Origin of the sequence: Cerasibacillus quisquiliarum, from assembly GCF_014202495.1 — a bacterium.
GTDB lineage: Bacteria > Bacillota > Bacilli > Bacillales > Amphibacillaceae > Cerasibacillus > Cerasibacillus quisquiliarum.
The window spans coordinates 54,682-67,402 of record NZ_JACHHA010000013.1; the positions used below are offsets into that span (position 1 = coordinate 54,682).

The 12,721-nt window shown below is 34.6% G+C and carries 14 protein-coding genes and 1 pseudogene; 12 read left to right on the top strand and 3 right to left on the bottom strand.

Annotation, left to right across the window (positions count from 1 at the left end; all coding sequences use genetic code 11):
* Positions 1-36: 36 nt before the first annotated feature.
* The 7 genes from HNQ35_RS11875 to HNQ35_RS11905 all read left to right on the top strand — a co-directional run bounded on the left by HNQ35_RS11875 (position 37) and on the right by HNQ35_RS11905 (position 6,387).
* Positions 37-729 carry a class I SAM-dependent methyltransferase gene (locus tag HNQ35_RS11875; protein ID WP_146938387.1) on the top strand — a complete coding sequence of 231 codons (693 nt, stop codon included), beginning with the start codon at positions 37-39 and terminating at the stop codon, positions 727-729.
* A gap of 81 nt (positions 730-810) precedes the next feature.
* The gene (locus HNQ35_RS11880; protein WP_146938388.1) at positions 811-1,932 is read left to right on the top strand and encodes an IS3 family transposase; all 1,122 of its coding nucleotides are present in this window, start codon (positions 811-813) and stop codon (positions 1,930-1,932) included.
* Positions 1,933-2,120: 188 nt separating this feature from the next.
* Positions 2,121-3,296 carry a bacteriocin class II family protein gene (locus HNQ35_RS11885; protein WP_183330166.1) on the top strand — a complete coding sequence of 392 codons (1,176 nt, stop codon included), beginning with the start codon at positions 2,121-2,123 and terminating at the stop codon, positions 3,294-3,296.
* A gap of 20 nt (positions 3,297-3,316) precedes the next feature.
* Positions 3,317-4,063, top strand: a complete 747-nt coding sequence (locus HNQ35_RS11890; RefSeq protein ID WP_146938390.1) for a hypothetical protein — start codon at positions 3,317-3,319, stop codon at positions 4,061-4,063.
* A 2-nt stretch (positions 4,064-4,065) separates the two neighbouring features.
* Positions 4,066-4,527 (top strand): hypothetical protein, encoded by a 462-nt coding sequence (locus HNQ35_RS11895; RefSeq protein WP_146938391.1) that lies wholly within the window; start codon positions 4,066-4,068, stop codon positions 4,525-4,527.
* Positions 4,518-5,024 (top strand): DUF5085 family protein, encoded by a 507-nt coding sequence (locus tag HNQ35_RS11900; protein ID WP_146938392.1) that lies wholly within the window; start codon positions 4,518-4,520, stop codon positions 5,022-5,024. The genes HNQ35_RS11895 and HNQ35_RS11900 overlap by 10 nt, the downstream gene beginning before the upstream one ends.
* 211 nt (positions 5,025-5,235) lie before the next feature.
* Positions 5,236-6,387, top strand: a complete 1,152-nt coding sequence (locus HNQ35_RS11905; protein ID WP_146938393.1) for a thiolase family protein — start codon at positions 5,236-5,238, stop codon at positions 6,385-6,387.
* A gap of 352 nt (positions 6,388-6,739) precedes the next feature.
* Here HNQ35_RS11905 and HNQ35_RS11910 read toward each other — a convergent pair whose 3' ends face one another.
* Positions 6,740-7,525: a hypothetical protein gene (locus HNQ35_RS11910; RefSeq protein ID WP_170226713.1), complete on the bottom strand. Its 786-nt coding sequence runs from the start codon at positions 7,523-7,525 to the stop codon at positions 6,740-6,742.
* A 322-nt stretch (positions 7,526-7,847) separates the two neighbouring features.
* On the bottom strand, positions 7,848-8,234 hold the full coding sequence (locus HNQ35_RS11915; protein ID WP_170226714.1) for a helix-turn-helix domain-containing protein: 387 nt from the start codon (positions 8,232-8,234) through the stop codon (positions 7,848-7,850).
* Between the two features lie 172 nt (positions 8,235-8,406).
* Between HNQ35_RS11915 and HNQ35_RS11920 the strand changes: the two genes are divergently transcribed.
* The 3 genes from HNQ35_RS11920 to rpsI all read left to right on the top strand — a co-directional run bounded on the left by HNQ35_RS11920 (position 8,407) and on the right by rpsI (position 9,804).
* Complete coding sequence (locus HNQ35_RS11920) at positions 8,407-8,805, top strand: helix-turn-helix domain-containing protein (protein ID WP_146938397.1); 399 nt, start codon at positions 8,407-8,409, stop codon at positions 8,803-8,805.
* Between the two features lie 78 nt (positions 8,806-8,883).
* Positions 8,884-9,162, top strand: coding sequence for a hypothetical protein (locus tag HNQ35_RS11925; protein WP_146938398.1), 279 nt, complete (start codon positions 8,884-8,886; stop codon positions 9,160-9,162).
* A gap of 579 nt (positions 9,163-9,741) precedes the next feature.
* Entirely contained in the window at positions 9,742-9,804 is a 63-nt protein-coding gene (rpsI, locus tag HNQ35_RS14535; RefSeq protein ID WP_371862325.1) for a 30S ribosomal protein S9, read from the top strand.
* A gap of 68 nt (positions 9,805-9,872) precedes the next feature.
* On the opposite strand, the gene HNQ35_RS11935 is transcribed toward rpsI, so the two are convergent.
* On the bottom strand, positions 9,873-10,529 hold the full coding sequence (locus HNQ35_RS11935) for a site-specific integrase (RefSeq protein ID WP_246118097.1): 657 nt from the start codon (positions 10,527-10,529) through the stop codon (positions 9,873-9,875).
* A gap of 555 nt (positions 10,530-11,084) precedes the next feature.
* On the opposite strand from HNQ35_RS11935, the pseudogene HNQ35_RS14295 reads away from it, so the two are divergent.
* A pseudogene (locus HNQ35_RS14295) lies at positions 11,085-11,860 on the top strand (YwqG family protein).
* Positions 11,861-12,080: 220 nt separating this feature from the next.
* Positions 12,081-12,533, top strand: a complete 453-nt coding sequence (locus HNQ35_RS11950) for a hypothetical protein (RefSeq protein WP_146938401.1) — start codon at positions 12,081-12,083, stop codon at positions 12,531-12,533.
* Positions 12,534-12,721 lie beyond the last annotated feature (188 nt).

Here is a 12,721-nt window from a genome sequence, read left to right on the forward strand (position 1 = left end):
TTGAACTGTGTTCGTCATTTGATAAGGAGAATAAAGATGAATCCTTCTTCTAGTTGGGAAGATAAAGTTAAAAGTGAATGGAAAGCACGTGCAAAGACGTGGGATATGAAAAGTGCATCTATGTGGGATAATGGAAGTCGAAAAGAAATCATCCCATTTATCCAAAAACATATTAAAAAAGGTGCGAAAATATTGGACGTCGGTTGTGCAAGTGGATATGGTACGAACAAATTACATCTTGCCGGATATCAAGCAGAAGGAGTCGACATCTCTGAGAAGATGATTGAGCTTGCAAAGAGACGTTTTCCTAATGTTCCTTTTACGACCGCGTCTATCGATAAACTTCCATTTTCTGATCAAAGTTATGATGCAATGATGGTTGTGAACGTTTTAGAATGGACGAGTCATCCGTATAAGGCAATGGTGGAACTGAAGCGAGTGTTAAAATCAAACGGATATCTTTGCATCGGTATCCTCGGCCCTACTGCAGGTCCTAGAAATCATGGATATCGTCGGTTATATGGAGAAAATGTAATCATTAATACGATGATGCCATGGGAGTTTTCTCAGTTAGCGACAGAATTAGGTTTTGAACAAATAGCCGATTTTGGCGTAGACAAAAAAGAAACAGAAGGAAAAGATTTTTCTGATTTACCAAAGAAACTGCAACAATCACTCGCATTTATGTGGGTGTTTATGTTACGAAATAGTAAAAAAGTGGGGAATTAGCGTGAAATTAACTGAAAAGGATAAATATTATAATGGACCCAAGATTTTAGACAGCTAGAAAAGAAATGTTAAGGTAGGTTTATGAAACAAAAAAGGAAACGATATTCACCAGAATTTAAAGCACAAGTTGTATTGGAAATTCTTAAGGAAGAGAAGTCTTTAACTGAGTTGTCCTCTGAATATGGGATTCATGTTAATCAGCTGCGGAAATGGAAAACACAATTTTTAGAACAAATGCCGCAACTGTTTCAAAAGCAGAACAAGGATCAAGAAAAGATGAAAGCTGATTATGAAGAACAAATTGAAAATCTATACGCTGAAGTAGGCCGATTAACCACGCAATTGTCGTGGCTCAAAAAAAATCTGGCATCTACTACAACTAGGCAAGAACGTGTGAATATGATCGAATGGCAAGACTCAGAATTATCCATTACAAAACAGGTAGAGCTATTAAGCCTTAACCGTTCAAGCCTTTATTGTAAACCAGTCGGGCCTTCAGCAGAAGATGTAGCCATCAAGCACCGTATCGATGAAATTTATACAAAATACCCATTTTATGGGTCTCGTAGGATAACAGCACTGCTAAACCAAGAAGGAGTGAATATCAATCGCAAAAGAGTACAACGTCACATGCGAGAAATGGGGATTCAAGCTGTCTATCCGGGTCCAAATTTAAGTAAACGGAATCTGCAACATCGAATTTATCCATATTTACTGAAAGGAGTGAACATTAACTATCCAAATCACGTTTGGAGCATTGACATTACCTACATTCGACTCCAACGAAGCTGGATGTACTTAGCAGCGGTTATTGACTGGTATTCCCGCTATGTCATTAGCTGGGAGCTGGATCAATCCCTAGAAATTGGATTTATCCTAGATGCCGTTCAAAGGGCCTTCTCTATAGCTAAACCCGTTATCTTTAATAGTGATCAAGGCAGCCATTTTACCAGTCCCAAATATATCAATCTACTAAACTCTAAGGAAGTTCAAATCAGCATGGACAGTAAAGGACGTGCTTTGGACAATATTATCATAGAACGTTTTTGGCGCAACATAAAGTATGAAGAAGTATATTTAAAAGACTATGAAAGCCCAAGAGAAGCCAGATTAAATATAAGGGATTACATCGATTTTTATAATTACAATCGCCCTCATCAATCGCTTGATTACAAAACACCATCATCAGTTTATTTTAATTAAACAGGTTCGTCATTGCCCTTCCCATCTTTGAGAAATTATCTTTCATGCGACAGAACCTGCCACATGAAAGGCTTGGTTGGCAAGATGGGAAGGAGCAAAACTCAATGCACCTTAAATTTATAAAAAAGTTGTCTTGACGATGGGGCCCACTTTAAACGATTCATCAAAAGATAAGTGATATCGTTGCTTTGAATGCTTATCAGATACAATTGTTTTCATCATCTGTACACGAATCAAAACGATTTTTACAACAATTAATGCAAGACTTACATCAATTTGATGATCAAGCACTTAGAAAAGTAAAAAATAGTGATGACCAACTAACTTCGCTAAAAGACAAATTAAATGAGCGTAAAGCAAATCGTATCAAAATATTAACTGGAAATATTACTGCATTAGATTTAAATGATGTGGAAAATAAATCATTATCTGATATGTTTGGAGAAGGACTTAGTTCATTGAGGCATATTCTTGCTGGGTTGAATACGACAGACAAGGGGCTTACCGCATTATATCAAACTGCTGTATTGTTACAAATGAGCAAAGACCAAAGGAGACATTTTCTGCGTACAGGGTTACATTCTATAACACTAGCACAATACCGAAGATTTAATAATATGTTGCGATTTTCTCCTTATAAAATTTCACCGAAAGAATTTCTTTGGCAATTTCGAGATAGTAAAATGAAAGGTTTTCCAAAAGGTGAAATGGAACCATTTAAAAGGCTAATCATACCTTTCGGAAAAAACCGTGGAAAACAGGCGATGATCAATGAGTTTAATAGATTATATGGACTCGATAAATACCGACAGTTTAAAAATTTAAAATCCAATAAAGCAAAAGCAGCAAGTATGGCTAAAACATTTTATGATAAAGCTTTAGGGGATAAAATTACTACATCGAAAAACATCGTTAAAAACACAAATTGGAATAAACCGAAAACATTTTTTAAAAGTGTTGCAGATGAAATTAAAACGAAGCCGCAAAATGCGAATATATTTGGAAAAGTAGCTAGTAGAAGTTTAGGGCCTTTAAGTGCAGGACTTCATATCCGAGAAAACTTCATCCAACATAAAGGAGATACGCAAAAAATCGTTATCGGTTCCGCGGTCGATATTGGTGCTAGCAGTGTTGCAACTGCGACGGGAGCGGCGATAGGGTCTGCATTTATACCTCCAATTGGTACAGTTGTAGGGGCAGCAGTTGGAGCAGGTATTAGTACTGCTTTCCATATGAAACTACCATGGGGTAAACCTCCGAAAAGTCTTTCTGAACATACGAAAGATTTAGCTAATAAAGCGGTAGATGGAGTGAAAAATATCGCAAAAGGTATTGGGAAGAAAATTAGTGGCTGGTTTAAATAAAATTTGGAAGTGAAAATGAGATGACACAACTTACAGAAAAGGACTTTGCATATATAAAATCAGATTTACAAAATGGACGATTATCAATGTCAGGCATGCGATTGTTTCTCATTGGGGCATTTGTATTTTCGCTCATCATGGTTGGAATCGCTCTGTTTTGGGCGATGCAAGCCCCATTTTGGGATTCAATCAAACCATTATTTATTGTAGAGGCAGTTTTGCTAGCAATTCAACTGTTGATTCTACTAAGCTCTTTAACGAAAAATAATGTCGCCCAACTTATGTTAAGTTTCAGCATGATTATTTTTGCGTATAAAATGGTGTTAGATCCATTTATATTACTATTTCTTATGTTTGTTGGTTATGAAGTATATGATGTATATGCACCGATTACATTTATTTTAATGGGACTAGGAATCCTTTTACATATCTATTTCATCGTGAACGAATTTATCTATTTAAAAGCGAGAAAGAAGAAACGGAAAAAGAAAAAAGAAACGAAAATATCATTTGTATTTGTCGGATTTATATTTTTCATCGTGTCGATAACAGGTTATGCAGTAAGAAACAACTTATTTGGAGACTTCGAGACACTATTTTTCCTTGTCATAGTTTTTATTATCTATTTCGCAGTATTATATGGAGCGGTTGACTTTATCATTGCTGCCTATTGTTTAGTTCGTTTTCCATCTTTTCGAATAAATCCGCCAAAGCAAAAGCATTATCGGAAACATCACGATAAAAAAATGATAAATAAAAGGAGATAAAGATGAAAGTAAGAGAAGAATCTTTAATTTTACAAAATGTCATTACTGTCGAGGAAATTATTCAACATGAAGAATGGTTTAAACCGGTACTGGGATTACAACGAAATTTAGTAAATGAAGACATTTATTATACGAGCCCTGTCGTCTTTAAAATTGAGGAGATTGACAATGAACCGAACTTTGGAAAATATACATATTATATTGGTCTAAATACACCAGTAGAATTAGCGGAAGATGCCGGTTTCGAGCAACAAGATGTCGTTCAAATTGGGCCAGCTATTTGGGTCCGCTGTGCGGAAATTGATGAGTTAGACGAAGCATATGAGTTATTAGAAAACTATGCGAAAGAACGAGGTTGGGAATTAGAGCCTGCATTTTACCATGTGACATTCGATTTGTTCGATGATGTAATCATGGATGTTTATGCGGTCGTGAAAGGAGCAGATATAGAATCATGGTCATAGAAGAAGAAACGATTATGTATAGAAATGTCGTCTGGCATTCATATGAATTCCATTACTCAGATTTTGAAAAAGTTCTCCATGATTTTAATGCTAAATTAACTGCTGCTAATTTATCGATTAATGGACCGTTAATTTACGCATTAAAAAATGTTCCTTTAGATGAAAGAATGGATATAGACGTACTGATGCCTGTTGAACAATCATATGTACCGAGAGAAACAAATTTGTTGTTTCAAACTTATTATTATGTCGATCAGATGTTGATGACAAGAGTTAAAGGAAACTTTGAAACAAATACAGAATTAGGCTATGAGCGACTATTTACGTATGCGATGCAACATGATTTACAAATTGTCAGTCCAGTCTATCATATTTTAAGAGGAGACGACGATTTTCAATGGGTAGAATTGAAAGTAAAAGTCGACTCTAATGCTGAAGAGTTATCTGATCGAGAAATGGATCAATTGACACGCTATGTAGAAAGTTTAGTCGATTAACGATTATATACGAACACACATGTTGTGAAGCGAAAATTTTACGATTCGCATACAGCATGTAGTGGTCGTACGAATTATTTTCCATTATAAAACTTTCCAATGATAATTTCATAAGTTGTCTCAGCATTTGCCCCTTGCACATCATTGAAAACGGTTTCAATAAAGGTGAAAAAGTTATATAATATGTTATAGAAGAAAAGGGGTGCTTCATGTGCGAGAAGTTGTAATTGTAGAAGGATGTCGAACTGCGGTAGGAAGAAGAAATGGAGTATTTAGCAATTATCGAGCCGATGAATTATTTGCCGATGTATTACAAGCTTTAATCGATCGTTCAGGAATTGAAAAGGGCGATGTAGAAGATGTCATCGCAGGTTGTGTAACGCAAATAAACGAACAGGCGATGAATGTAGCAAGGACAGCATTATTAATCGCTGGATTTCCCATTCATGTACCTGGTGTGACGATTGACCGTCAATGCGGTTCGAGTCAACAAGCCGTACATTTTGCCGCTCAAGCAATTGCATCTGGAGATATGGATATCGTGATTGCAGGTGGCGTTGAAAGTATGACGAGAGCACCGATGTTTAAAAACGTAGGAGAAACGAAACCTAGTAAACGGCTAACGAAACAGCACAAGATTGTGAATCAAGGAATTTCTGCAGAATTGATTGCGAACAAATGGGGTTTTTCTAGAAGGCAATTAGATGAGTATGCTTATCAAAGTCATCAACTTGCATTATCTGCTATTGAAAAAGGTCATTATGCAGATGAAATAGTCCCGATTAAAGTTATGGATGAAAATGGGGAAGGAAAAATAGTAGATGTAGATGAAGGTCCACGTCCGGAAACGACGATCGACATCTTAAGTGAATTACAACCAGTATTTAAAAAAGGCGGAAAAATAACAGCGGGAAATTCTAGTCAAATGAGCGACGGTGCAAGTGCTGTTTTGCTTATGTCGAAAGAAAAAGCGGATGAACTAGGCTTAAAGCAGAAAGCAAAAATTGTTGCTCGTTCTGTCGTCGGTTCTGATCCGACACTGATGTTAACTGGTCCAATTGAGGCGACTCGACAAGTGTTGAAAAAAGCGAATGTAAGTTTAGTTGATATTGCTAGGTATGAAGTGAATGAAGCATTTGCTCCAATACCACTCGCATGGTTACACGACTTACAAGCAGACGTAGAAAAATTAAATGTAAACGGTGGAGCGATTGCTTTAGGGCATCCTTTAGGAGCGACAGGGACGAAGTTGCTCGTTTCCCTGATAAATGAACTTGATCGTATCGAAGGAAAGTATGGTTTACTAGCTATTTGCGAAGGAATGGGCATGGCAAACGCAACGATCATTGAACGAATACCGTAAATGAACTATGAAAAAGAGTGTTAATTTTATTGTTAGCATTCTTTTTTTACGTGTAATGTAATAAACGGATGGATATTCGCTTCAAAATGGATTCGTTATTGGTGGAGTTTTATTTATAAGTGGACTTGCTCCACTCATATACATTTATATCTTAAGAAAAAAACGGCAAAATGAATGATCTGTTATAAATAAAATAATAGAAAATTTATTGAAACTAAAAAAGTGCGCAAGAAATATACGGAGACTCCTATGGGAACGTGCCCACGGAAAGCAGCTGTCTGTAGTGAAAGTCAACGGATTTAGAACGCTAGTTCTCGATAATAATTTATTCGACTAATATTTATAACCAACGTTATTTGACAAAGAGCCTTTCATCTTCTACTTCCTCTGCATCTTCCATCAACTTCTCATATTCTTTTTCACTTATTTCTTTCTTCACTTCATTACCATTTTCATCTTCATAAATGGCATAATACTTGTCGTTTTCTTTTTTTACAGCAACACCTTTATCTCTTAATTCAGTAATTGTAAGCTTTTCTTTACCCTTATCAATGTTACTATTTTTTACATTTCTATCTTTGTTATGAACTTTAGAAGTGGTATTTTTATTGTCGTTTGACTTCACGTTAGAATCATTGTTATTACCCTTAGAACTTCCACCAGTATTTCCGCTGTTTTTGTTATTTGAAAAACCCTTTGATTCACTATTTCCACTATTCTCATCATTAGCTTTAGGTTTAGACGGTGAAGGATTTGAAGGTTCTTTCGGTTTTACAGGCTTTGGTTGTGGTGTCGGCTTCGGCTCAGGTTTTGGTTCTTCTTTTTTAGGGATAACAGTAATACTTAAATCATAAAGACCTGCACCTACTGATACTCTAATAACTTGACCATTAGCAACCTCTCTTGTAACTGCTCCTGCAATCATTGGCGTACCAGTAGGATCGACCCATCCGAACAAATCATCTTTGCAATCTCCTGTAGGCTCAGCGTGTCTATTACCATCATGGACATTAGCATCGATTGTGATCGAACATTTTCCATCAACTTCCTCTGCTGAAACAAGATTATCAGGTATAAAGAAACTCATTACCAATCCAACTAACACGAAACTTGTTATTAACCTCTTAATTTTAACCATGAAATCTTCTCTCCCATTCGTTACTTTTTAAGAAAACAAAGCTAGTGTTTACAACACTTTATAACACAATCTTACACTTCAACTATGGCAAGAATACTAGAACCCCCTTGTATATCTATAACAGGAATATCATTTGACAAGTTGAGTATTTTTCCTCTAACTCCTCCACACAAATTCAATTTAGTCCAAATCCTCTTGTTCCACTGTTTCAAAAGCTTCATCATTCTCAATATTTTTCCCATCTTCATTTATTACAAGCACCTAAACAGAAAAATAATAAGACACTCGGTTTTAGTAAGTTTGATTTTATCCCACCATAAAGCTAGATTAATTGCTTTTTCTCTCTAGCTTTATGTACAATCCATTCAAAATACTTTTGAATATCCTCTATATCTTCTTTTTCTAAAACCTCCCAATTTTCAATGTCAAAAAACTTTTCATCACTAACTCCTAATTCTAAAATTAATAATTTTATTTCTTCACAGGAATTGTACATATTATTGTTTTCTTTCACATTTCTTCCTAACAATACATCTGTAGAAACTCCATAGTAATTTGCAATTTTAACTAATGTTTTATAATCAGGTTCATTTTCTCCAGTTTCATATTTGGCATAAGTCGATCTTAATAACCCTAACTTATTTGCAAGTTCTTCTTGGGTATATATAGTACCTTTTCGCAACTGTCTAAGTACTTCGTTAAAATTCACTATACTTTCCCCCTTAAATATGTTATATATAATAACTATTATAATGTTATAATAAATAACTATCAATTAAAATCCAATAATGTATTATTTTGTAGTGTATATAATTTTTGTGATATAATATCACAAAATAGATGTTATTATTTTTGCAGGTCAAAAGTGAAAGGTGAAAATAATGAAGTTTAATGAGCGATTAAAACATTGTAGAAAAATGATTGGACTAACTCAAGAACAAATCGCAATTGAATTAGGGATAAAAAGAACTACATATACAAAGTATGAGACAGGTGAAAACCTACCTGATTTCAAAATTCTAATAAAATTGGCAGATTTATTTAACGTTACGACAGATTACCTACTTGGTAGAAAATCAGAAAAAATATCAAGTGAAAATGTGGGAGTAGATATAAAAAGAAGTTGTGAAGAAATTATTGATTTAATTGAAAAACATGGTTTAGATCCTTATGAAATATTCAATATATTTAAATGGAGATATTTAAATAAAGAGGAAGTTCAGGATGTTATAAATTACTTTGAATGGATTGTTTACAAATCAAAAAAGAAAGTCAAATAATGTTAATAGTATTTCTCCCGTTATCTATAATTGATTTGTTTATTAAATTTAGAGTATTAATTTAGGAGGGATTCATTCGTGGTAAAAACAAGAAATGACTTTCCTAGCGAGGACGATTATTACAAATACACTCGTTCTCTTGAATTTTTGCTAAATTATTCATTAGAAGGTAAGACGGCTAAACAAATTCATGAAGAAATGAGAATAGATCAAGAGTGGTTGCATTATGTCGAAAAAGGTTTAGAAGTTTTAAAAAAAGAAGGTCAAATGAAAGGTATTGATATGATCCGTATGGTGGATATCTATGTAATGGAGGACGAAGACTACGAAGGTTGGTTAGAAAATTTTAATAAATAACCAATTACATATTTTATGATTGTTTGGTAGATAGTTGTTTTCAAATTTCATTAGTAAGAGGGGACGAAATTTGGTTTTTTCTTAACTATATCAAGTCAACGACCTGCCGATATTTCACCAACAATTTTATCACAGGTACATAATTTTTTTCTACATAAACTAATTAATGATTGAGATTTGCAGATAATTGATAATTCCATTTCAACTCTAGTTAGTATTTCTAAAGCCATGTTACCAGTATTAGCACAAAGGGTTTGTATCTTATCTGGAACAGCTTTGACAGTGCCAATCACTGTAGTGATTGTTTTTAAAAAAAACAAAAAATTAAGACCGCAAAGTGATACTGTTAAGATGACAGATTTATGGAAATAGCTTACTCTACTTTTTCAAAAAGATTTTATATAGGCTAAAATAAATTTTCATCATGACAAAATAACTACTACCGACCAGCGTATATTTACTCACCTTTTACTCCCCTTCGATGAAATTGAATGAAACTAGATGAAACGGAAAAGATTGAAAACGTTGATTCATCATGGGTTATGAGTAATTATAAAATACAATGAAAAATGAAATATTATTGAGCGTAAGAAATACGGTCTTAAAAAAGCCCGTCGTGCACCACAGTTTTCAAAACGTTAAACGAAACGTTATTATATCAACGTTTACAAGCGTTTATTGGTTCGAGTTGGTTCAAATCAGCTTGAATCTTATAAAGAACTTAACAGATTTAAAGCATCAGCATCTTGCTGGTGCTTTTTTTCTGGCATTAATTCTAAGTAGTAATTTTGAGTTGTTTGGATGTTGATATGTCCTAAACGTTTAGAGACATAAACGAGGTCAATCTCTTTAGCGAACAAAAAGAATGCATGTGTATCACGTAAGCCATGAAAGGTAGTTTTAGGGATATTTAGTTTTTCTAAAAGAATTTGTAACTGTTCGGACTGTTTAAATCCATTCCAGTCGAAAACATATCCATTTTCTTTAACAGGAATTTTTTTAATGAGGTCATACACTTCTTTATTGATAGTTACATTACGTTTTGCATTCTCTGTTTTTAAAGATGTATCATCAGAAGTGGGACTGATTGACTCTCTAACCTTTATACCATACTCATAGCCATCCTCCGTTTCTTTTTTATAAATATACTCCGGTCTTATACCTAACAATTCACCTCTTCTCATTCCTGTTTCTAGTGCAAGCAAAACCAATAGATGAAATTCATTTTCGGGATTATTGATTAAATCATTTCGTAACTTCCTAAATTCAGTAATTGACAGAGCTTTAGCGCTTGTTAAAAATGTTGATTTAACAGGAAAAACCTTAGACGATAAAGTTGAGACGAGCATCGAAATTGAAATTACCAAATCAAATCAAGAAAAAGTCCGAGCAGAGCGAACGCTTTTCCTATAAAAGGAAAAACTAAAAATGAATTATGTCGGTCAACATATTGATGTTATTTATTCGGGAAGAGAAGATAACTTTTCAATCAAATTTGACCTAACTTAGCTGCTTGTTAATCAAAAACCATAAGTTATCTTGTTACAGGTTGGAATAGAAGATACAGACCGTATGTGTGACTTGTTAATGGTAATCAAGTAAAATCATATGAAGAATAAGGGGAAAATAAGAGGATTAGATATCATTATTAACTGTGTAGTTTATATACTCTTTGCTGTACTATTGATAATAATGTATGAGGAGGGGTTTTATGCTAAACTGCACTAACTGTAAGTATAAATGGAAATTTAAAGAACTTATGAACCTTTTTTATAAATTTTATATATTTTACATAATTATTACATCCCATTTACAACAATTCAATATCTTTCTGGTATATTAGATTAAATAATTGAATCAATGTATCTTCGTAAAACAAAAAATCATACCTATTGATAAGTATTTAAGGAAGAGTAATGAGAATGAAAATTCCTAAATCATTAAAACAAACCGAGAAGAAATTGCTAGCAACAGAACGAGATTCCCTTCTAGTTCGATTTCACAATGAAGAAGTTGAGTTGACCCAGAGTAAGATTGGGGGTCAACCATATTGGTTAAAGAGTGAAGTGTATCCGACGATAGCGTCAGATCAACCATTACGCTTTTTAGCCCAAGTGAATTTTAGCGAAATGGAGCAAACCTTAGAAGATTATCCTGACAGTGGGCTATTACATTTTTTATTTTAGATGACTATCTTTATGGCTTGAATTTTGATGACCAAACAAAGCAAGATAGCTTTCGAGTAGTGTATCATGAAACAATTGAAACAGATTCCTCGAAGTGGGCGACGGAATTGCCGACTTTTGATCAACAAAACTTTTTCCCCGTAGAAAAAGAATTAGGTATGTCTTTTAAGCCCCAAAAGGAATTAATATCATTTGATGATTACCGTTTTAATCAGATAACGAATTTAGAAAATTTATCAGATGATGAGTACGATGAAATCGCCGAATCTTATATCGAATTAACTACTTATTCATCAGGTTCTAAGCTAAGTGGCTATCCTGTTTTCACCCAAGATGATCCGCGTTATAAAGAGCAATACCAAAGCTACGATATCTTATTATTTCAAATAGATTCTTATGATACGCCTGGTATTATGTGGGGTGATGCAGGAGTCGCCAACTATTTTATCACAAGTGGGGATTTAAAAAGCCGAAATTTATTGAATGTATTGCACGATTGGGATTGTCATTAATATGTTTTATGAACAACGAGAATGGTGTATAGTATAGCAAGATAGTAATAAGAATCGAGTAGGAGCTCAAAGCTGTTTGAACGGAAATAGGACAGTGTCAAGGGTGAAAGCGGAAGTCGCACGCGGAGCGCAGGGCGCAGCCCGAGCACCGAACGAGTGAGCATTTCGGGCGTAGGTCTTCCACTTTGTTGACAAACTGTGTCGTAAGGGGGCGGTAGTGTTGGATTATATAAAAATAGTATTGGATTGGATCGGAGCGTATTTATTTCTTCTCGGAGCGATTGCAGTGGGCATTTTATGGTTGGTGATGTTTCTTAAAAAGAAAAACTCGTTGGTTGATAATTTGGTGTGGCCTGCTTTCACATTGGTTTTTTTGGCAGCTCATTTCTTTGGGATGAAACCTTTTATTATTGATCAGCGAAATGATCATCTTTACTTGGCAGAGCATGGTGTTGTCACTGAGGGTTGCATTCGCTCTTTAGAAGACACCGCGGTGTATGTGAATGGGATGCCTGTATTAAAAATCGTGATGCAGTATCGCTTTGATGGCAATGATTATGAAACTGTTATTAAACAGGAGATTCCTTATGCCATCTTGCCGGAGATACGAGTCGGGCAGTGTTATGCCCTATTAGTCGACCCTGACGACCCAAAGCGTGTGACCTTTAATTAAAGCGAAGAGTTGTTGAACGTGGATTGGTTTTATCTCGAATTTTTAGTTGCGCCCTTATGGTTTTGACACCGAAAGGGATCAGCGGCTGAACCCTTGTAACCGTCAAGTAAAATTGAACACTTTTTGCTCATTAATTTTGAACATTTTCCGATTAAAATATAGACTTCCTATATTTAATTCGGTGGCTT

What these genes read in the sequence shown, in the direction of transcription:
- HNQ35_RS11875 (WP_146938387.1), top strand. Translation starts at nt 37, where the DNA reads ATGAATCCTTCTTCTAGTTGGGAAGATAAAGTTAAAAGTGAATGGAAA.
- HNQ35_RS11880 (WP_146938388.1), top strand. Translation starts at nt 811, where the DNA reads ATGAAACAAAAAAGGAAACGATATTCACCAGAATTTAAAGCACAAGTT.
- HNQ35_RS11890 (WP_146938390.1), top strand. Translation starts at nt 3,317, where the DNA reads ATGACACAACTTACAGAAAAGGACTTTGCATATATAAAATCAGATTTA.
- HNQ35_RS11895 (WP_146938391.1), top strand. Translation starts at nt 4,066, where the DNA reads ATGAAAGTAAGAGAAGAATCTTTAATTTTACAAAATGTCATTACTGTC.
- HNQ35_RS11900 (WP_146938392.1), top strand. Translation starts at nt 4,518, where the DNA reads ATGGTCATAGAAGAAGAAACGATTATGTATAGAAATGTCGTCTGGCAT.
- HNQ35_RS11910 (WP_170226713.1), bottom strand. Translation starts at nt 7,525, where the DNA reads ATGGTTAAAATTAAGAGGTTAATAACAAGTTTCGTGTTAGTTGGATTG.
- HNQ35_RS11920 (WP_146938397.1), top strand. Translation starts at nt 8,407, where the DNA reads ATGAAGTTTAATGAGCGATTAAAACATTGTAGAAAAATGATTGGACTA.